General features: G+C 71.7%; 14 protein-coding genes and 2 pseudogenes. 11 read left to right on the forward strand and 5 right to left on the reverse strand.

Annotated features, from left to right (window positions below; translation table 11 throughout):
• Positions 1 to 125 precede the first annotated feature (125 nt).
• Positions 126 to 3,170 carry a 3-keto-alpha-glucoside-1,2-lyase-like domain-containing protein gene (locus ABTZ58_RS08580; RefSeq protein WP_351352150.1) on the reverse strand — a complete coding sequence of 1,015 codons (3,045 nt, stop codon included), beginning with the start codon at positions 3,168 to 3,170 and terminating at the stop codon, positions 126 to 128.
• Between the two features lie 252 nt (positions 3,171 to 3,422).
• Between ABTZ58_RS08580 and ABTZ58_RS08585 the strand changes: the two genes are divergently transcribed.
• Positions 3,423 to 3,635 carry a hypothetical protein gene (locus tag ABTZ58_RS08585; RefSeq protein ID WP_351352153.1) on the forward strand — a complete coding sequence of 71 codons (213 nt, stop codon included), beginning with the start codon at positions 3,423 to 3,425 and terminating at the stop codon, positions 3,633 to 3,635.
• A 112-nt stretch (positions 3,636 to 3,747) separates the two neighbouring features.
• Positions 3,748 to 4,281, forward strand: coding sequence for a GNAT family N-acetyltransferase (locus ABTZ58_RS08590; RefSeq protein WP_351352156.1), 534 nt, complete (start codon positions 3,748 to 3,750; stop codon positions 4,279 to 4,281).
• A gap of 71 nt (positions 4,282 to 4,352) precedes the next feature.
• On the opposite strand, the gene ABTZ58_RS08595 is transcribed toward ABTZ58_RS08590, so the two are convergent.
• Together ABTZ58_RS08595 and ABTZ58_RS08600 are read right to left on the reverse strand one after the other, a co-directional pair.
• Positions 4,353 to 4,790, reverse strand: coding sequence for a VOC family protein (locus ABTZ58_RS08595; RefSeq protein ID WP_351352159.1), 438 nt, complete (start codon positions 4,788 to 4,790; stop codon positions 4,353 to 4,355).
• A gap of 226 nt (positions 4,791 to 5,016) precedes the next feature.
• A complete protein-coding gene (locus tag ABTZ58_RS08600) occupies positions 5,017 to 8,025 on the reverse strand; it encodes a glycosyl hydrolase (RefSeq protein WP_351352162.1) in 3,009 nt (1,002 codons plus the stop codon).
• A gap of 202 nt (positions 8,026 to 8,227) precedes the next feature.
• Here ABTZ58_RS08600 and ABTZ58_RS08605 point away from each other — a divergent pair, with 202 nt between their 5' ends.
• The 3 genes and pseudogenes from ABTZ58_RS08605 to ABTZ58_RS08615 form a co-directional block, all read left to right on the forward strand.
• Positions 8,228 to 8,761: a 2'-5' RNA ligase family protein gene (locus ABTZ58_RS08605; RefSeq protein WP_351352165.1), complete on the forward strand. Its 534-nt coding sequence runs from the start codon at positions 8,228 to 8,230 to the stop codon at positions 8,759 to 8,761.
• Positions 8,762 to 8,950: 189 nt separating this feature from the next.
• Entirely contained in the window at positions 8,951 to 10,141 is a 1,191-nt protein-coding gene (locus ABTZ58_RS08610; protein WP_351352168.1) for a PP2C family protein-serine/threonine phosphatase, read from the forward strand.
• Positions 10,090 to 10,650: pseudogene (locus ABTZ58_RS08615) on the forward strand (substrate-binding domain-containing protein); the annotation flags it as partial. The gene ABTZ58_RS08610 and the pseudogene ABTZ58_RS08615, both read left to right, overlap by 52 nt.
• A 99-nt stretch (positions 10,651 to 10,749) precedes the next feature.
• On the opposite strand, the gene ABTZ58_RS08620 reads toward ABTZ58_RS08615, so the two are convergent.
• The gene (locus ABTZ58_RS08620) at positions 10,750 to 11,244 is read right to left on the reverse strand and encodes a PaaI family thioesterase (RefSeq protein ID WP_351352171.1); all 495 of its coding nucleotides are present in this window, start codon (positions 11,242 to 11,244) and stop codon (positions 10,750 to 10,752) included.
• Between the two features lie 90 nt (positions 11,245 to 11,334).
• Here ABTZ58_RS08620 and ABTZ58_RS08625 point away from each other — a divergent pair, with 90 nt between their 5' ends.
• Positions 11,335 to 11,802 (forward strand): winged helix-turn-helix transcriptional regulator, encoded by a 468-nt coding sequence (locus ABTZ58_RS08625; protein ID WP_351352174.1) that lies wholly within the window; start codon positions 11,335 to 11,337, stop codon positions 11,800 to 11,802.
• Positions 11,803 to 12,030: 228 nt separating this feature from the next.
• Here ABTZ58_RS08625 and ABTZ58_RS08630 read toward each other — a convergent pair whose 3' ends face one another.
• Positions 12,031 to 13,044, reverse strand: coding sequence for a LacI family DNA-binding transcriptional regulator (locus ABTZ58_RS08630; RefSeq protein WP_351352177.1), 1,014 nt, complete (start codon positions 13,042 to 13,044; stop codon positions 12,031 to 12,033).
• A gap of 323 nt (positions 13,045 to 13,367) precedes the next feature.
• On the opposite strand from ABTZ58_RS08630, the gene ABTZ58_RS08635 reads away from it, so the two are divergent.
• The 5 genes and pseudogenes from ABTZ58_RS08635 to ABTZ58_RS08655 all read left to right on the forward strand — a co-directional run.
• Positions 13,368 to 14,678 (forward strand): ABC transporter substrate-binding protein, encoded by a 1,311-nt coding sequence (locus ABTZ58_RS08635; protein ID WP_351352180.1) that lies wholly within the window; start codon positions 13,368 to 13,370, stop codon positions 14,676 to 14,678.
• 93 nt (positions 14,679 to 14,771) lie between these two features.
• Positions 14,772 to 15,758: a carbohydrate ABC transporter permease gene (locus ABTZ58_RS08640; RefSeq protein ID WP_351352183.1), complete on the forward strand. Its 987-nt coding sequence runs from the start codon at positions 14,772 to 14,774 to the stop codon at positions 15,756 to 15,758.
• A 12-nt stretch (positions 15,759 to 15,770) separates the two neighbouring features.
• Complete coding sequence (locus ABTZ58_RS08645; RefSeq protein WP_351352186.1) at positions 15,771 to 16,694, forward strand: carbohydrate ABC transporter permease; 924 nt, start codon at positions 15,771 to 15,773, stop codon at positions 16,692 to 16,694.
• A 99-nt stretch (positions 16,695 to 16,793) separates the two neighbouring features.
• Entirely contained in the window at positions 16,794 to 18,239 is a 1,446-nt protein-coding gene (locus ABTZ58_RS08650) for a GH1 family beta-glucosidase (protein ID WP_351352189.1), read from the forward strand.
• 290 nt (positions 18,240 to 18,529) lie between these two features.
• A pseudogene (locus tag ABTZ58_RS08655) lies at positions 18,530 to 19,849 on the forward strand (vWA domain-containing protein); the annotation flags it as partial.
• Between the last annotated feature and the right edge of the window lie 315 nt (positions 19,850 to 20,164).

Consider the following 20,164-nt stretch of genomic DNA (forward strand, 5'->3'; position numbering starts at 1 on the left):
CCGTGGCGACGGACGGCAGCCAGGCAGGCGGGGGAGGCGAGGGGCCGGGAACCGGCAGAGGGCTGGTGGCCATGGCCACCAGCCCTCCGGCTGTCCACTGGAGCGAAGTCCGCCCCGGTGACGGGTTACCGCAGCGGTCGCACCTGGATGTTGCGGAAGCGGACCTTGTTGCCGTGGTCCTGCAGCCGTATCGCCCCCGCCGCCGGTGTCTCGGACCGGCCCGAGGCGGTGGGACCGTCGAGGGCGATGTCGTCGTGGACCGTCCGGCCGTTCCACACGACCGTCACCCGGGCGTCGGCGGTCTTGTTGCCGTCCTCGTCGAAGCGGGCCGCACGGAAGACGATGTCGTAGGTCTGCCAGGTCTCCGGCCTGGTCGCCATGTTCGCGTCGGGTGCCTTCTTCAGATAGATCGCCCCGGCCTCGTTGGTGTCCAGGGAGGTGTCACCGTAGGAGTCGAGGATCTGCAGCTCGTAGCGGTCCTGGAGGAAGATCCCGCTGTTCCCGCGGTCCTGGCCGGTGACGTCCGGTGGCAGCAGGGGGACACGGAACTCCACGTGCAGGGCGAAGTCCTGGTAGGCGTCCTTGGTGCGGATGTCGCCGCAGCACACCTCCATCGACTTCTCCTCCGTCAACGGCCAGGCCACCTTGCGCCCGTCCGTGTGCTGCCACTGCGCCTGCGAACCGGCGGTGCCGTCGAAGAGCGCCACCTCGGCGCCGTGCGGATGCACGGTGATCAGGTCGAGGTTGACGTGCCCGGTGTCGCCGGCATCGAACCGGTAGGAGATCTCGTTGCGGCCGGCGCGCAGGGGGAGCTGTTCGGTCCGCGTGGACCAGGAGTCCCAGTCCCCGGTGGAGGGCAGCCGGATCTGCCGTACCTTCTTCCCGTCGGCGTACAGGGAGAGGGACTTGGTGCCGGCGAACGGGTTCGGGCCGTTGGAGTAGCGGAGGTTCACGTCGTACGTGCCGCTCTTCGGGACGGTCACGTCGAACGTCGTGGCGGCCTTGCCCTCGGTGGCGTAACGGTCGACGAAACCGCTGCCGGAGTAGCCGGAGTGGTCGGTGTTGATCCCGGCCGTACCGGTCAGCCGTGCCTCCTCCGCCTCGTACAGGGTGGCGGCCGGCGGCTGCTTCCCGGGCATCTCGTTGAGCGTGTACCAGGCCTCGGTGCTCCACAGCGCCTCCCCGGCGGCCGAGGTGAAGGGGCGCGGGGAGCGCACGTGCACCACATGACCGGGCTTCAGGCCGTCCGTCCGCAGCCGGACGGTGCGGCGGTCGTCGGAGAGCGTCGCGGAACGGACGGCGAGCCTCTCCTCGCCGATCTTCAGACCGCCGTAGTCGGTGGTCGGGGTGTAGCGCCACTGCTCCACCCGGTAGCGCTGGGCGAGTTGTGCGGCGGTCTGCTCGGACACCGGCTGGGTGTACGTCAGGTCGAAACCGCCCGGGACGGCACGCATCGACTTGATGTCGAACGTGTTGCCGCCGTTGGGTGTCAGTTTCTGCAGGCCGAACCGGAGTTTGCCCTCCTGGCCCCAGTTGCCGTCGGCGCCGAGTCCACCGGCGTAGACGGCGCCGTCGGGGCCGAGGCTGATGCGGTTGACGCCGGCTTCCAGGCCCTGGGTGTAGCGGAAGACGGCGCCCTGGTACTGGCCCTTCACCTTCTCCAGGTAGGCGCGCTGGAGACCGCCGTAGGTGACGTCGCCGATCAGCATCTGCCCCGCGAACTGCCCCTTCGTCAAGTACAGCGGTGTCGAGGGAGAGTTGGCGATCTCGTTCTGCGGGAGCCAGAGCACCGGCGCGGTGACGGGGGAGGACTCGAAGGGGCCGGCGGGCTCGGTGTAGTGGTTGAAGAAGCGGTCCTGCTTGATCTGGACCAGCTTCGACGACGGGAGCCAGCCGCCCTGGTTGTCGGTGGTGAACAGGCCGCCTTCCGGGCCCCATCCGATCCCGTTGGGTGTGCGCAGCCCGCCCGCGACCGGGCTGATCCGGCCGGTCGTCTTGCTGATCTTGTAGGTGGTGCCGCGGCCCGGAGCGGGCTGCGGAGTGGTGGTCGCGCCGCCGTAGTCGATGGCGACGGAGAGATTCACGTAGAAGTACCCGTCGCGGTAGAGCAGACCGAACGCGAACTCGTGGAAGTTGCCGCCGTAGGGCCAGGTGGCGACCGTGCGGTAGGTGTCGGTGACGTCGTCGCCGTCGTCGTCCACCAGCCGGGTCAGCTCGTGCTTCTGCGAGACGTACAGGGAACCGTCGACGTACTTGATCCCCATGGGCTCGCGCAGCCCCTCGGCGACCTTCTTGACGGTGACCTTGTCGCGGCTGGTCTTCCCGGTGACGTTGTCGAGCAGGTACACCTCACCGGCAACGTTGTCACTGCCGCCCCAGGTGCTGATGGCCAGTCGCCCGTCGGGCAGCCAGTCCATGCCGCTGACCTGCGGCTCGAAACCGTCGGGGCGCAGGTCCGTCAGGTCGAGGTCGGGGCGTACGGAGGTGAGGGGCAGCCCGTCGCCGGGGGAGTCGCCGCTCGCCTCGCACTCCTTGCGGCCCGGTGCCGTCACCCGGACGACACCGGCGTCGGTGCTCAGTGCCTCTCGGGGCACGAGGGTGAACTCGCTCTCGCCCGGCGGTTTCCAGGACAGCTGCACCTGCTGCCCGCCGTCGCGTTCGAAGTGCTCGACGCGCAAGGGGTGGGAACCGGTGGTGAGATGGACGGTGCCGTCCTTCGGTTCGGCGCCGTGCAGACCGTCGTGGTCGATCACCGTGGAGCCGTCGAGCGACAGGCGGGAGCCGTCGTCGCTGGTGAGGCGGAAGACGTACGACCCCTCGCGCGGGGCGATCAGATAGCCGGTCGCCTCCGAGACGAACCGGTCCTCGAACCCGCCGAAGTCGGCGGCCGTGGACCAGTCGACGGTGGGCATGAGCTTGTCGTGGTTGGGGGTCTGCCCCGGCTTGAGGGTGCACAGCTTGCTGAGCGGGGTCTGGACGTCATAGACGCGCAGCGTCACGCCGGGTTCCTGCGGCGGTATGTCGGCGGCAGCCGCCGGGGAAGGGCTCGCCGGCGCCGGGGCGGGGTCGGCTGCCGCCGCCGGCGTGGCCAGGACACCGCCGGCCAGGACGGTGGACGTGAGCACTGCGAGAAGGTGTCTTCGGGCTCGGGGGAAGGGTCGTTGGCGCATTGGTCCTCCTGTGCTGGGGACCGGACCGTGCCGGATCGTTCCGGTCGTTCACGGGGGTGGAGCGCGGGTTGCGCCGCAAAGGTAAGAGACTTTCGCTTGTCATGTCCATACTTTGTCATCAGTGTGTTCAAAGTCGGTGGCGCGCGCCGCCGGCTCCGGGCGTCCCGGGGTGTTCACGACCGCCCGGATGGTGGAACTGATCATGGGTGGGCCCTTCCGGGAACGGGCCCGGGGGAGAGGCGGTGACGACGGGTGAGTGAGCAGGGTGGCCGCGACTGGGTGCGCATGACTCCGGACGACTTCGACTGTGAGGCGCCCCCACGCCCGGAGGTGGACGGACGGATCCCGGCCGAGCTGGACGAGTGCGGTACTGCTCCGCTCTTCGGCGACGAACCGGCTCCGGCAGGAACGGGCCGGCCCTCCCCGCACCCCGCTCAACGAGGCTCCCAGGGCCGGTTGTTCTGACGCCGCTCGTGCTGACGCGGGCGGGCGTGGGCCGGCGGTCCCGGCGGAGGCGACCGCCGGGATGCGGCGCCTCGGTTCGCGCCGGTGACGCCGTGTCGGCAGGATGGGGGGCATGACCGAGATCCGCACACCCCGCCTCCTCCTGCGCCGATGGTTCGACGACGACCTCGTCGCCCTGTCCGAGATCCACGCCGACCCGGCGGTGATGCGGAACATCGGGGACGGAAAGCCGCGCTCCCTCGAACAAACCGCCCAGGACGTCGAGGCGTGGGAGGAGGAGTGGGACGAGGAGGGCTTCGGGACGTTCGCGGTCGAGCTGCTGGGCTCCGGCGAGCTGGCGGGCGCCGTCGGCCTGACCGTGGCGGCCACCCCGGATGCGATCGCCGGCCAGGTGGCGATCGGCTGGCGTCTGGGACGGGTGTTCTGGGGGCAGGGCTACGCCTCCGAAGCCGCGCACGCCACCCTGGAGTTCGCCCTGCAGGACCGGGGCCTGGACCGGGTGGTCGCGGTCTGCCGGGCGGACGACAGCGCCTCCGCGAACGTGCTCGGCAAACTCGGCATGCAGGCGGAGGGCACCGCACAGCACCCGCTCGACGGTCACGAACTGCTCCTGTACGGAATCGACCTGACGCAGTACCAGGACTAGCGGGGCCTGCGGCTTCCCCGCCCCGGGGGGAGGGGGAGAGGCCGTTTCTCTGATGTGGGCAGCGTTCGCCGTCAGTCCTTCTTCAGCTTCTGGGCGAGCATGACGAGGATGCCGCTGGGGCCGCGCAGGTACGTGAGCTTGTAGATGTCCTCATAGGTCGCCACACCGCGAAGCGGACGGCACCCGTGCCTCGCGGCTGCCTCGAGGGCCTCGTCGATGTCGTCGACCGAGAAGGCGACGCGGTGCATCCCGATCTCGTTGGGACGAGTGGGCTCCGTCTCGATCGCTTCGGGACGGATGTACTCGAAGAGCTCAAGACGACCCTGCCCGTCCGGCGTCTGGAGCATCGCGATCTTGGCGTGATTGCCGTCCAGGCCGACCGCGGTGTCGGTCCACTCCCCACTGACCGTGTCACGGCCGACGACCGTGAGGCCGAGGTCGGTGAAGAAGGAGATCGTTGCTTCCAGGTCGCGCACGGCGATGCCGACGTTCTCGAACGTGATGGCCATGCGCCGCATGCTAGCGAGCCGGGGCCGACCGGGCGCGGTCCGCAGGACGTGCCCGTCGGAACACTCAGCCTCGCCCTGGAGGGGCGCCACGTCAGGGTGAGCCGTCGACAGCCGTACGTCCCGCTCGCCGGCGAGCCGCTCGGGAGTGTCTCGCGCACGCTCCGCGTCCTCGCGACCGAGGCGGCCGAGGCGGCCGAGGAGCCCCTCGGCGGTCGCTCCGGTGACGTCAGCCCACCCGCCTCTCGACGTAGGGCACCAGGCGTACCGGCCCGGTCAGGCCGTACGCCTGGCGGGCCGCGGCGCCGAACACGGACGGCTGGACGACGCGCAGGCGGTTGATCAGCGGGGTCGCCACCTCGACTTCGATGACGTTGTCGCCGCGGTGCAGGTGCCCGCCGAGGTCGACGACCGGGTTCAGCCGGTCGACGGGGGCCAGGCGGGTGCCGTTGACGGTGACCCGGAAGGTGTCGCTGACCGTGCCGAGTTCGAGGTAGGCGCCGTGGGCCGAGGTCCAGTCGGAGGGCAGCGACACCGTGGTGCGGTAGCGGCCGACGCCGGCCGAGTCGGCCAGTTCCGGGATCTGCGACCAGGGCAGCAGGGCGTCCAGAGCCACGGTGCGCGTGACGATGTCGGTGCTGGTCGCGTCCGCGCCGGGGCGGAAGTCCTCGACGTCGAGCCGCCAGCGGGACGGGGTGACGGGCGGGGGCACGGCGGCCACGGTGGTGGTCGCCGTGCTGCCGTCGGAGAGGCGCGTGGTGTACGTGCCGGCGCCGGCGACGCGTACGGCCAGGCCCCGGCCGGTGAACACCACGCGGTCGGCGTCGCTGTCCACCGCGTGCGGGCGGTTGCCGTTGCCGTCGCCGAAGAGTCCGGGCCGGCCGAGCGCGACGACGGTGGCCTGGCCGGGTTGGAGGGTGACGCGCACGGTGACGCCGTCGTCGGTCTCGGTGTAGCGGGCGACGCGGGTGGCCTCGCCCGTCCACGGGTCGAGCCGGTAGGGAACGGTGGTGCCGCGCCGGGTGCGGCGCAGGGTGACGTCGTGGTCGACGGGAGCGACGGGCGGCTTGACGGTCTCGGCGTGCTTGCCGTTGCAGAGGTAGTAGAAGTCCGTGTCGCCGTCGACCCGGTGGAAGTTCAGCAGCGTGGAGCCGACGGCGTAGCGGGCGTCGGGCCGGACACCGAGGGACGTGAGGGCGTCGCCGACGGCTGCCTTGTCGGTGACGCGTCTGACGTTCGGCAGGGCCAGCAGGCTCGCCAGGACCGTGCGCAGGCGCTCCGTGTCGCCCGGGCCGGGCACGCCCGGCGTGAGTGCCTGGTCGAAGGCGCCGAGCAGGACGACGGGCAGCCCCGCCCGGGCCAGCCGCAGCAGCTTCCGCGCGTCGTCGAGCGCGAGGGTCGGGGTGGAGCCGTAGAAGAAGTCGCCCTCCACGAACAGGGCCTTGTAAGCGGGCCCGTCGGGCGCGAGCCGTCCCTCGGAGACGCGGGCCGAGGGCAGGTCGAGCAGCGGGCCACTGAGGAACTGGTGTGTCCAGCCGAGCGGTACGCCGGTCGCCGTGAACCAGGAGGCGCCGATGCCGGTGGCGGTGTAGCCGGTCTGCCGGAAGACCGCCACGTCGGCACGCGGGGTGCCGGTCTGCAGGACGCGGTGGACGCGGCCCAGGTAGCCGGCGATGTCCTCCATGTGCCGCCAGGTGGGCTGCCTGGGACCCCAGGACTCCCCGTAGCCGGAGGCCCCGTTGTACGGGCTGAAGGCGGCGAAGCCGGGCCAGGCGACGCCGGGGGCGGTGGCGTAGGAGAAACCGTGCACGACCGTCTGGTTGACGCCGGCCGCGTACGCGCCGCCCATGGTGCGCAGGAACCGGTCCCAGGTGGTGCTGTAGGCCGAGCCGTTGTAGGCGCCCGACTCGCAGGACAGGACGGTGTGCCCGGCCATGTCGCGGCCGCCGGCCAGGCAGCGGTAGTCGTCGAGGTTCTTGAAGCCGAGCGACTCGCCCTCGGGGATGTCGAGGATCGCCGCGGAGGCGATGGAGTCGGTCTGCAGCCCGTAGGGCTGGGAGCGCGACTCCATGCCGAGCGAGTGCGCCCAGTCCCGCAGGGCGGTGACGTGGTGGGTGTTGAACAGGTACGAGACGGTCTCCCAGAAGTCGTGGCGGATCTGCCGGGTGACCTGGGCCTCGAAGGCGAAGACCTGGTTGCTGTCGTCGAGGACGAGCGCGGGCAGGCAGGGCAGCAGGGGGCGTCCGGTGCGCTTCTCGAAGGCCTGGGGCAGGGCGGAGGTCCACACCAGGGCGTCGGTCTCCAGCTCGATCGAGTCCTCGAAGAAGGCGCCCCCGGCGGCCTTGAGCAGGCGGCGCACGGTGCCCGTCAGGAGGGCGCGCTCCCAGAACCCGGTGACGGCCTCGGTGCCGGCGGGGCTGAAGTGGTCGACGACGTAGGCGGCCGGGGCGGAGTGCGGGCCGGACTCCGGTTGCTGGGCGCTGCCGCGCCGCCAGTAGGAGACGAGCACCCAGTCCCCGTCGGCGGGGGCGGTCCAGGTCAGGGCGCCGTCGCGGACGTCGGGGGTGAGGTCGCGGACGCTCGCGAGGTCGAGGCCGGTCTCCCTGCGGGTGGCGTTGGCCGGCTCGACCCGGGCGGCCTGGACGGCGAGCAGGGTGCGCCGCGTGACGCCGGGGGCGGCCGCGCGCACGGGCTCGGGGACCGGGCCCCGGTAGGTGGTGCCGGCGGCCACCAAGGAGCGGCCGTAGGCGAGTTCCTGGGCGGCGGCCTCGTCGTCGGGGGTGACGCCCGGGACGGCGACGGGCCAGCTGGGGCCGAGCGTGAGGTCGACGGTCAGACCGCGGCGGGCGGCCTGGCGCAGGGCCGCCTCGACGCCGTCGCGCCAGGGGGTGCTGCCCCAGCCGTGGTGCGCGGTGTCGAGGACGGACTTGTCCTTGATGCTGTGGTGGACGGCGGCGATCTCGGCACCGCCGAAACCGGCGTCGGCGATCTGGTCGATCTCGCGGGCGATCTCCGCCGGATCGACCAGACCGTCCGGCCACCACCAGCGGAACTTGGGGCGCACGGAGCGCGGGGTGGTGGCGAACCAGCCCCCGGACAGGTGCTGCGGGCCGGTGAGCGCGGTGGCGGAGGCCGCCGGGCCCGCCGTGCTGAGGACGGTGGCGGCGCCGGCGGCCAGGGAGGCGGCCAGGACCGCGCGCCGGGTCATCCCGTCATGCCGGGGGATGGGCTTGTGCATGTCGTGCCCCAGATTCTGGTTCGCGGAGTTGAATCGTTTCAATGAGCTGTAAACGCCGGAACGTTAAGCCGGAGATCGCGGCAGGGTCAAGGGTGGTGCGCCACATACCGGAATCCGCGACGGGCACCTGCCGAGTCCACGAGGGCTGACGGCCCGGCCCGGCGAGGAGTGCGTGGGCATGACTCGTCGGTAGGCTGCGGCGGTGCGCACGGTCGAGCTGTTGGTGGACGAGGCGGCGGAGCAGGCTGTGCGGGAGGCCTGGCGGCGGCTCGCGGACGCGGGGCTGCCCAGTCAGGCACGCCACCACTCGCCGACCAACGCCCCGCACATCACCCTGGCCGTCTGCCCGGAGCTGACCGCCCCGATCCGCTGGGAGCTCGGGCAGGTGGCCGCCGTGCTGCCGCTGCCGGTCCGGTGCACCGGCCTGATCCGCTTCGAGCGGCCCACCTCCGTACTGGCCTGGGCGCTGGACCTCGACTCCGTGTTGGCGGGGCTGCACCGCCGGGTGTGGGAGGCGGTGGTCTCGGACAGCCCGTCCGATACCCTCAACCCCTTCCACGAACCCGGGCGTTGGGCCCCGCACATCACCCTGGGCCGGACCCGGCGGGCCGGCGCCTTCGCCGACCGGCGGATCCCCGATCTGCTGCCGGCGCCGCCGCCGTCGATCCGGCTCACCACCCTGCGCAGCTACGACACCCAGACCGGCGCTCTGGAGGTGCTGGACCCCCGCCCCTGAGCCCTGCGGCATCGGCGCAGGGCCGACGGGCGCGGTGATCAGTGGTACGGCGCGCCGATCACCGGCCGGCGAGATGGGTGACCCCGCGCGGTGCCCCGGTCTCCGCCGCCCTGACCAGGCAACACGGGCAGATGAGGTGATGTCCCGGGAACTCGGGGAAAAAGGTGCGGCAGCCGACGGGAGGTTGTCGTGGAACGTGGAGATCTGGAACTGGGTCATGTGCTGGCCGCTGCGGAGGCGGCTCCGCCCGGCGAGTCCGTGAACGTCGTCGCACGGGACCTGCAGAAGCGGTTCGGCGCGACGCGCGTGTCCTTCCTGTTCGCGGATCTCATCGGCCAGCGACTGGTCCGGCTTCCCGCGGCCGGCGGCGACGCGGCGGACCCCACCGGGCCGATCGATCTGCGGGGCAGCGTCTACGACGGCGTGCTGCAGAGCCAGCGCCAGCACGTGGAACCGGACGGTCAGGGCGGACTGCGCGTCATCACTCCGGTCACCAACCGCGGTGACTGCATCGGGGTTCTGGAGGCGACCCTGCAGTCCGCCGACGACACGGTGCTCCGGCAGGTCCGCGACGCGGCACACGTGCTGGCGTACATCATCGTCACGGACCGCCGCTTCACGGACCTCTACCACCTGGGACGGCGCACCACCCGGACCAGCCTGGCCGCGGAGATCCAGCACCAACTGCTTCCCTCGGCCTCCTGCTGCGAGGCACCCCAGTTCACCCTCGCCGCCGGGCTGATCCCGGCCGACGACATCGGGGGCGACACCTACGACTACACCCTGGACCACGACACCCTGCATCTGTCCGTCACCGATGCCATGGGCCACGACACGAACTCCGCTCTGCTGGCGACGCTGCTGGTCAGCGCGTTGCGCCGGGCGCGCCGGAGTGGCTGCGACGCCCTGAAGCAGGCCAACCACGCTCACCAGGCCCTGCTGAGCCACAGCCGTGGCCTGGCCACCGGGCAGTTGCTGTGCGTCGATCTCCGCACGGGCCTGTGCGAGTTGGTCAACGCCGGCCATCCCTGGCCCCTGCGGCTGCGCGACGGCGTCGTGGAAGAGGTCCGGCTCGCGGTCAACCTGCCGTTCGGCGTGGCGGCACCCACCTCCTACCGCGTGCAGGAACTGCAACTGCGCCCGGGCGACCGTCTGATCCTGCTCACCGACGGGATGCAGGACCGCGGCGCCGCGGCGGTCGACCTGGCCTCGGTCGTGCACGACACCCGGGCGCTGCACCCGCGAGAGGCCGTCCGGGGCCTGACCTCGGCGGTGCTCGCCGCCTGCCACGGCAATCTCCGGGACGACGCCACGGCTGTGGTCCTGGACTGGCACGGCAGTCGCGGCCGATCGACGGAGACCGGACCGAACCCGGAGTGACGAGCCGCTCCCGTGGCTACCGTGCCGCGCCGGCGGAAGCGGGCTTCGCCCACGGCCCGGCCCCCGTCCTGCCCGTCACGTCCTTCCGCATGCCCGACGGTGCCGGGGCGGTGGCCCGGGTACTGCGCGAGGGCCGCCGCCCCGACGCCCTGCTGTGCCTCAACGACCAATTGGCGCCGGGCGTGTTGCGCGCACTGCGCGAACACGGCGTCCGGGTACCGGAGGAGGTCGCCGTCATCGGCTTCGACGACGTCGAGCCCGGACGCTTCAGCGTCTCCACCCTGAGCACCGTGACCCCGGACAAGTCCGCGGTCGCCCGGGTCGCCGTCGCGCTGCTGCGACGCCGGACGGACGAGGCCGCGGGCTCGGGCTCCGCCGTGGCGGACGCCCCGGCGGCAGACGTGCGATCGCCCCAGGACCTCGTGGTGGCCCATCGGCTGGTCCTGCGCGAGAGCACGGAGGGCGCCGGCGGGCCGCCGCCCGCCGGCTCCCGGCCGGCACCGGCCTGATCACGGCACCCGGCCCCGACCGCTGACACCCGACCCGGAAGTGCTGTGCGGCTCCACCGGCACAGCGCCCGGCCGGCCCGTCGCCCCGGCGCGGAGTGGTCAGCCGGACGAGACCGGGAAGAGCATGCAACTGCTGGTGGCGTGGGCCAGCAAACGGTCGTCGGAGTCGAGGAGTTCGGCCTGGGCCAGCGCCGTACGACGGCCGAGGTTGAGGATCGTGCCGACGGCGCGGACCTTGCCGGTGTCGACGGTGACCGGGCGGAGGAACTTCAACGTCAGGTCGATCGAGGTGTACCCCGTGCCCCGCGGCAGCGTGGACTGCACCGCGCAGCCGGCCGCCGAGTCCAGGAGCGTGGCGTAGACACCACCGTGGACGCTGCCGATCGGGTTGTAGTGCTCCTCGCCCGGCACCAGGGCGAAGACCGCCCGGCCGTGCTCTGCCTCCTCGAGGGTGAACCCCAGGGCGGCGGCGATCGGCGGAGCGGGCAGCCGTCCGGCCAGGATCTCCCGGAGGAAGTCGAGGCCGCTGTGGTGAGCGACGGCACTGGCGCAGACCCGGGGGTCTTCCCAGTCGAACGTGCGTGACCTGCCCATTCCCGCTCCCTGCTGGATCTGGCTTCTTCCGGCGAAGTTAGCTGTGCCGGGATCTGGCTGTCAATGACGAAGTCAGCCTAGGATGGGTGCATGAGGTGGTTGGAGACGAGCACGGCGAACTGCACGGTCCAGCGAACCCTGGACCTGGTCGGCGAGAAATGGTCGCTGCTGCTGCTGCGGGACGCCATGAACGGCGTCCGGCGCTTCGACGACTTCCGTCGGCATGTCGGGCTGTCCGAGGCCGTCCTGGCGGACCGGCTGCGCAAGCTCGTCGCCGCCGGGATCCTGGAGACCGTCGCCTACCGCGAACCGGGCAGCCGCACCCGGCACGAGTACCGCCTCACCCGCAAGGGCTGGGACCTGTGGCCCGCGATGATCGCGCTCAAGCAGTGGGGCGACCAGTACACCGCGGACCCCGAGGGCCCGCCCCTGGCGGTCCACCACGCGGAGTGCGGAGAAGGCGTGCGAGCAGTCGTCGTCTGCGCGGAGGGCCACGGGCCCCTGACGCCCCACCAGGCCGGTGTCCGCCCGGGCCCCTCCGCGCGGCCCGCCGACTGACGAGCGGGCGCCGCCCAGAGGCACGGCTCTGTGCGCCCGGCGGTCAACTGGCTGCCGGCCTGGGGCGGTTGCTCCGCGCCACCCGGAAGCTCGCCGTGCTCAGGAGGGCGCGGGTGGTCCTACGGCCGGCAACGACACGCCCCCGCCGGGACGTTGAGGCCGTCCGCACGCGACCCGGCCCTGCCCCCGGTCGGCGCGGGACCGCGTCGCGTGACGCAGCGAGGCCGGTCAGGAGGACTCGCGCACCACCAGCTCCGTCGGCAGCGTGACCTGCTGCCGGGGCGCGCCGTGCTGCGTGATGTCGGTGAGGATGCGCGCCATGGTCCGGCCCAGTTCCTCCACCGGCTGACGCACCGTCGTCAGGGGCGGGTTGGTGTGGCGGGCGAGGAGGGAGTCCTCGAAGCCGACGACCGCGACGTCGCCGGGCACCTGCCGCTTCCACCGGCGCAGTTCGGCCAGGGCGCCGACCGCCATGAGGTCGGACGCCGCGAAGACGGCGTCCAGGTCCGGGGCGCGTTCAAGAAGCAAACGCACGGCGCGAGCGCCGCCCTCCTCGGTGAAGTCACCTGCCTCGATCATGCGGTCGGAGACGGGAACACCCGCCTCCTGGTGTGCGGTGCGCCAGCCGGCGAGCCGGCTGCGGCCGACGTCCATGTCCAGCGGCCCGGTGATCGTGGCGATCCGCCGCCGTCCGCGCTCCAGCAGATGCCGTACCGCCGCCGCGGCGCCACCGGCGTTGTCGGAGTTGACGTAGCTCAGCCGCTCGCCCGCGTCGCGGCGGCCGGCCAGCACGGTGGGCAGCCCCATCTCCTCCAGCATCCCCGGCAGCCGGTCCTCGGAGTGCACGGAGACGAGCAGTACACCGTCCACGCGGCGGGTCGCCACCGACTCGGTCAGCTGGTCCCGCTCGGCCTGGTCCCGGACGAGCATCAGCTGCAACTGGATGCTGCTGTCGGCGAACGCGCTGCTGACACCCCGGATGAGAGCCGCGAAGAACGGCTCGGAACCGAGCCGGCTCTCCGACTCGGGGATCACCAGGGCCACGGAGTCGGTGCGGCTGGTCACCAGGCCGCGGGCGACCGAGTTGGGAACGTAGTTGAGTTCCTTGATCGCCGCGAGAACCCTGGCGCGGGCGTCCGCGCTGACCAGGTCCGAGCCGTTGACGACACGGGACACCGTGGTGCGGCCCACGCCGGCGCGGGCGGCGACCGTTTTGATCGTGGGACGGCGGTTGCCGCTCATGTGCTCCCCCCTCGGCGCCGCGGAGGCAGGGCCTGCCGCGGAGGTGACCTGCGGCATTCTTGCAGACTCGACGGTCGGCGGAGCACCCCCCGGACCCGGGAGAGGCTGCCGCGAGCTGAAGCGGCCGCGACGATTTGCGTTCAAGTCATTGACAGATCGGCCCCCTCCAACGAGTCTTCGATGCGCGGTGGGAACGTGCCCACCCACAAATGGGCACGTTCCCAATTTATAGAGCCGTCATGGAACGTCATCGCTGTAGCCATCGCAGTAGTGCGCAGAACTCGTCACTCCGATGTGTCAGCGCGGTCGCTAGGAGGAGATCAATGGGCACTTCCGGTTCGTTGCGCAGAAGGGCGGTGGCGGCGGCCGCGACCGTCGGCGCGCTGGCGCTCGTCGTCGGCTGCGGTGGCAGCGACGGTTCCGCCACCGGGGGCGGGAAGAAGGACGGCAAGGTCACCATCACCATGGGCCTGTACGGAGTGATGGGCATCAAGGAGACGGGTCTCCTGGAGCAGTACGAGAAGGAGAACCCGGGGGTCGACATCAAGGCGGAGATCGCCGGCGACGAGCAGACCTACTACACCGCGCTGCAGACCAGGCTCGCCGCCGGCAAGGGCCTGAAGGACATCCAGGGCATCGAGATCGGCCGGGCCAAGGAGATCACCGACACCCAGGCGGACAAGTTCGCCGACTTCGGCGACGTGTCGGGCACCGACCACTTCCTGCCGTGGAAGGAGTCGCAGATCAGCACCGAGGACGGCAAGGTGCTCGGCCTGGGCACCGACATCGGCCCCATGGCCGTCTGCTACCGCAAGGACTACTTCGAGAAGGCCGGCCTGCCCACGGACCGCGAGGAGGTCGCGAAGCTCTGGGAGGGCGACTGGAAGAAGTACGTCGAGGTCGGTCGCACCTTCAAGCAGGACTTCAAGGGCGACGGCGTCGCGTACATGGACGCGGCCAGCGGCCTGTTCAACGCCATGATCTACGGCCACACCGAGCAGTTCTACGACGACAAGGGCGAGCTGATCTACGACAGCAACCCCGTCGTCAAAGAGGCCTGGAGCCTCGCCGCCGACGCGGCGGAGGACGGCCTGACGGCCAAGCTCCGCCAGTTCCAGCCCGGTTGGGACCCCGGTCTGGCCAACGGCACGTTCGCCACGGCCGTGTGCCCCGCGTGGATGCTGAGCCACATCAGCGAGAAGGCCGGACCGGCGAACAAGGGCAAGTGGGACGTGGCGAAGGCCCCCAAGGGTGCCAACTGGGGCGGGTCCTTCCTCGGCGTGGTGGAGCAGAGCCCGGTCAAGGAGGAGGCCAAGAAGCTCGTCGCCTGGCTGACCGCCCCGGAGCAGCAGACCCACATCTTCAAGGAGATCGGCAACATCCCCTCCTCGCGCCAGGCGCTGGACAGCGCCGAGGTGAAGGGCGCCAAGTCGGAGTACTTCAGCGACGCGCCGATCGGCCGCATCTTCGGTGCCGCCGCCCAGGAGATACCGGACAAGCAGGTCCTCGGCCGCAAGGACGGCACGATCAAGGACACCTTCTCCCAGGGACTGACCCTGATCGAGCAGCAGGGCACCGCCCGTGACAAGGCGTGGGAGACCACCGCGGAGCGCATCGAGAAGGCGGTCGGCTGACCGCCGGCCCCCGCGGCCGTCCGTGCCCGCTCCGCCTCCCCGCGGCGGGCACGGACGGCCGGCTCAACCATCCGCTCTCAGGAAGGATTTCCGGTGGCCACTTCCACCACCAAGGCCCTGACCGGGGACGCGCCCCGGGGGCCTTCCCCGGATGAACGCACCGCCCGGCGGCGCGGGGCACTGCTGCACCGGCTCGACATCAAGGGCGCCCCGTACGTGTTCGTCGCGCCGTTCTTCGTGGTCTTCGCCGCGTTCAGCTTCTACCCGCTCGTCTACACGTCGTGGATCTCCCTGCACGACGTGGAACTGGCCACCCTCGACGTCATGGAGTGGGTGGCGTTCGACAACTACGTCGAGCTGTGGGGCGATTCCCGGTTCTGGAACGCGCTGCAGAACACGATCACCATCGGGGTCATCTCCACGGTGCCGCAGCTGCTGATGGCGCTGGGGCTGGCGCACCTGCTCAACTACCGGATGCGCGCCTCACTGTTCTTCCGCGTCGCCTCGCTGGTGCCGTACGCGACCTCCGTCGCCGCGGCCGCCCTCGTCTTCACGATGATCTTCGAGCGGGACTTCGGGATGATCAACTGGGCGCTCGGCTCGGTCGGCATCGACCCGGTCGACTGGGAGGCGGACAAGTGGCCCGCCCAGGTCGCCATCTCCACCATCGTCATCTGGCGCTGGACCGGCTACAACGCGCTGCTCTACCTGGCCGCGATGCAGGCCATCCCCGCCGAACGCTACGAAGCGGCCTCCCTCGACGGCGCCTCGCGGTGGCAGCAGTTCACCCACGTCACCGTCCCCGGCATCCGCTCCACCATCGTCTTCACCATCGTGCTCTCCACGATCGGCGCCACTCAGCTGTTCGGCGAGCCGCTGATCTTCGGCCAGGGTCCCAACGGCGTCAGCGGCGGCGCGGACAACCAGTACCAGACGCTGGGACTGCTGCTGTACGAGGAGGGCTGGAAGAACTACCAGATGGGCCGCTCGGCGACCGTGGCCTGGGCGATGTTCCTGCTGCTCGTCCTCGTCTTCCTGGTGCAGCGCCTCGTCAAGCGCGCACGCTCCCGTACGTCCTGACCTGGAGTCACCATGACCACCAACAGCCTCCCGGTCCGGACGGACACCCCGGCCCGGACCCCTGCCCAGAAGCCGGACGGCCCGGGGGGGCGCAGGCTGCTGCGCCAGCGCGCCGGCCGCCAGCACCACGCGGGTCCCCTCTCCTATGTCCTGCTCGGCCTCATGGCGATCCTGTCGATCTTCCCGCTGTACTGGACGATGGTGGCCGCCTCGACCGACAACACCCGGGTCAGCCAGACACCGCCGCCCTTCCTGCCCGGCCCGAACCTGTTCAGCAACCTCGCCCGGGCCTGGGACGAGGCGGCGATGGGCAAGGCCATGATCAACAGCCTGATCGTGGCCGGAGTGATCGCCCTGTCCACGGTGATGTTCGCGACGCTCGCCGGGTTCGCCTTCGCCAAACTGCGGTTCAAGGGACGCAACGCCCTGCTCATGCTGGTGATCGGCACCATGATGGTGCCGCCGCAGCTCGGCGTCGTACCGCTGTTCATGATGATGGCCGAGCTGGGCTGGTCGCAGCAGCTGCCCGCGGTCATCTTCCCGACGCTGGTGAGCGCGGTGGGCGTGTTCTTCATGCGGCAGTACCTGTCGGAGGCGCTGCCGGACGAACTCGTCGAGGCCGGGCGTGTGGACGGGGCCCACTCGTTGCGGATCTTCTGGAGCATCGTGCTGCCCGTCGCCCGGCCCGCGATGGCCGTCCTGTTCATGATCACGTTCGTGCACGCCTGGAACGACTTCTTCTGGCCCTTCGTGGTCCTCGACATGACCAACCCGACGGTCCCCGTCGCCCTCACGCAGCTCAGCGCGGGTTACGTCCGCGACCAGTCGCTGATCATGGCGGGCGCCCTGCTCGGCACCCTGCCGCTGCTGGCGATGTTCATCGTCTTCGGCCGTCAGATCGTCAGCGGCATCATGGCCGGCGCCGTCAAGGGCTGACCCGCCGCACCGCCCCGCCGCCCCGCCGAGAGGGCCGCACCACCTCCCTCTCCCATCCCCGCCGAAGCCCCCGAACGCCCCCTTTCCGAAAGGACTCACGTGGTCACCGCAGCACAGCAGGCCGCCGCACCCACCCCGGACGACGCACCCCGCACCTTCCCCAAGGGCTTCCTCTGGGGTTCGGCGACGGCCGCCTATCAGATCGAGGGCGCAGCGGCCGAGGACGGCCGCACGCCGTCCATCTGGGACACCTACGCCCGCACCCCCGGCCGGGTCCGCAACGGCGACACCGGTGACATCGCCACCGACCACTACCACCGCCGCAGCGAGGACGTCGCCCTCATGGCCGAACTCGGCCTGGGCGCCTACCGCTTCTCGCTCTCCTGGCCCCGCATCCAGCCCACGGGCCGCGGCCCCGCCGTGCAGAAGGGCCTGGACTTCTACCGGCGCCTCGCCGACGAACTGCTGGAGAAGGGCATCAAGCCCGTCGCCACCCTCTACCATTGGGACCTCCCGCAGGAGCTGGAGGACGCCGGCGGCTGGCCCGAGCGCGCCACGGCCGAGCGGTTCGCCGAGTACGCGGCCCTCGCGGCGGACGCCCTCGGCGACCGGGTGAAGACCTGGACCACGCTCAACGAGCCCTGGTGCAGCGCCTTCCTCGGCTACGGCTCCGGCGTGCACGCCCCCGGCCGCACCGACCCGGTCGCCGCCCTGCGCGCGGCCCACCACCTCAACCTGGGGCACGGCCTGGCCGTCCAGGCGTTGCGCGATCGCCTCCGCGCCGACGCCCAGGTCTCGGTCACCCTCAACATCCACCACGTCCGCCCGCTCACCGGCACGGACGGTGACGCCGACGCCGTCCGCCGCATCGACGCGCTCGCCAACCGGGTCTTCACCGGCCCGATGCTGAACGGCGCCTACCCCGAGGACCTGTTCAAGGACACCGCCGGGCTGACCGACTGGTCCTTCGTCCAGGACGGCGACCTGCCGCTGATCCACCAGCCGCTGGACTTCCTCGGCATCAACTACTACGCCCCCACGGTGGTCTCCGAGGCCGACGGCAGCGGCACGCACACCTCCGACGGGCACGGCAACAGCCCGCACAGCCCCTGGCCGGGAGCCGACCGGGTCGCCTTCCACCAGCCGCCCGGCGACACCACCGCGATGGGCTGGGCCATCGACCCCAGCGGCCTGTACGACCTGCTGCGCCGGCTCGCCTCCGACTTCCCCGGCCTGCCGCTGGTCATCACCGAGAACGGCGCCGCCTTCGACGACTACGCCGACCCGGCCGGCCAGGTCAACGACCCGGCCCGGATCGCCTATGTGCGCGGCCACCTGGCCGCCGTCCACCAGGCGATCCTGGACGGCGTGGACGTGCGCGGCTACTTCCTGTGGTCCCTGCTGGACAACTTCGAATGGGCCCACGGCTACAGCAAGCGCTTCGGCGCGGTGTACGTCGACTACCCGACCGGCACCCGCATTCCCAAAGCCAGTGCCCGCTGGTACTCGGAGGTCGCCCGCACCGGCGTGCTCCCCGGCGCCTGACCGCCTGGTGCGGCACTCCGGTTCCCCCCCCCGGGGGTGCCGCACCAGGCGCCCGGCGCCATCACGGCGTCGGCGTCGTCGACGGCGACGGCAGGCTCCCGCGGGGCGCGTAGGTGTCAGGGCCGTGCACGAGGACGAAGTCCGCGCAACCCGGAACCGTGCCGAGCATGTCCCGGCAGAAGCGGCGCGCCCGCTCGGGATGAGGGAACACCCCGGCGGACAGCCCGCCCCCGCAGTATCGTCCGGAGGGCACCCGGCCGACGCCGGAAGTCCGAGGGGGAGCGGAATTCGTGGCCAACTTCTGGAGATCCTCCGCAGTGCGCTTCGCCGTCGACGTCCACCAGAACGAGCATCTGCCGGAAGGCGGCCGGGAGGTCGACGCGATCGTCACGGTCACGGCGACCGGTGCCGGCGTCCCCGGCACCGGACCGCACCCGTCCGCGACGGCGCACGCCCGGCGCGCGGCGGTGGTGATCATGGTCGACTGCTCCGGGTCGATGGCTCATCCGCCGACCAAGACGCATGCCGCCAGGGCGGCGACCGCCGCCGCGATCGACGCCGTGCGCGACGGCGCGTACTTCGCCGTCGTGGGCGGTACGCACCAGGCCACGGAGGTGTACCCGGGCGGTGGCACACTCGCGGTGGCGGACGCCCGCACCCGGGAAGAGGCCAAACAGGCGCTGCACCCGCTCACCGCGGACGGCGGCACGGCGATCGGCACCTGGTTACGGCTCGCCGACCGTCTGCTGCACTCCACCGACGTGGACATCCGGCACGGGATCCTGCTCACGGACGGACGGGACGAGCACGAGTCACCCGAGGAACTGCGTGCCGCGCTGGACGCCTGCTCCGGCCGGTTCACCTGCGACGTGCGCGGGGTGGGCACGGACTGGGCGGTACCCGAGGTCAGGAGCATCGCCTCGGCACTGCTGGGCAGCGCCGACATCGTGGCCGATCCGGCCCGCCTGGTCGAGGACTTCACCCAGGTGATGACGGAGGCGATGGGCAAGACGGTCGGCGATGTCGCGCTGCGCCTGCGGACGCCGGTCGGCACCCGGACCGTGTTCGTCAGGCAGGTCTCACCCACCGTCGTCGACCTGACCGGCCGGCGCACCGAGGCGGGCCCGCGCACCGGTGACTACCCCACGGGGTCCTGGGGGGCCGAATCCCGCGACTACCACGTCCGGCTCCGCGTCCCCGCGGCGGACATCGGCCAGGAGATGCTGGCCGCCCGCGTCTCGTTGGCCGTCCACCAAGGTGACGGCAGCGCGCACGCCGCGGCCCAGGGCCTGATCCGTGCCGTGTGGACCGACGACCCCACGGCCTTCACCGCCATCAACCCGCTGGTCGCCCACTACACGGGACAGGCGGAGCTCGCCACGGCCATCCAGCAGGGCCTCGACGCCCGCAGGGCCGGTGACACCGACGCAGCCGTGGCCAAGCTCGGCCGCGCGGTGCAGCTCGCCGGTGCGCTGGGCAACGACGACACCACCGGACTGCTCGCCAGGGTGGTGGACGTGGTCGACGCCGCGACGGGCCGGGTCCGGCTGAAGGCGGAGGTCGCGGACGCGGACGAGATGACCCTGGAGACGCGGTCGACCAGGTCGGTCGGCGCGATGGGGCACCCCGGTGCGCTGGACCGCCAGGTCCCCCCGGCACAGCACGGCCCGCCCGACCACGGCCCGCCCGACCACGGCCCGCCCGGGCGGCAAGACGACGGCGGTGACGGGCACGGCCGGGAACCGCGCTTCCTGGAGGCCGAGTTGGTCGAGCAGGCGCCTCCCGGACGTGAGGTGCCCCTGCACGTACGGGTCACCAGGGAGTCCGACGGCCCCGGCGTCGCCCTGCGTGGCTTTCCCCTCCCGGCACAGGGGGCGCGGCTCCTCATCACCGTGCACGCCCCCGGTCTGCTGGCCCTGGGGGAC

It is taken from the genome of Streptomyces sp. NPDC094143 (assembly GCF_040303825.1).
Taxonomy (GTDB): domain Bacteria; phylum Actinomycetota; class Actinomycetes; order Streptomycetales; family Streptomycetaceae; genus Streptomyces.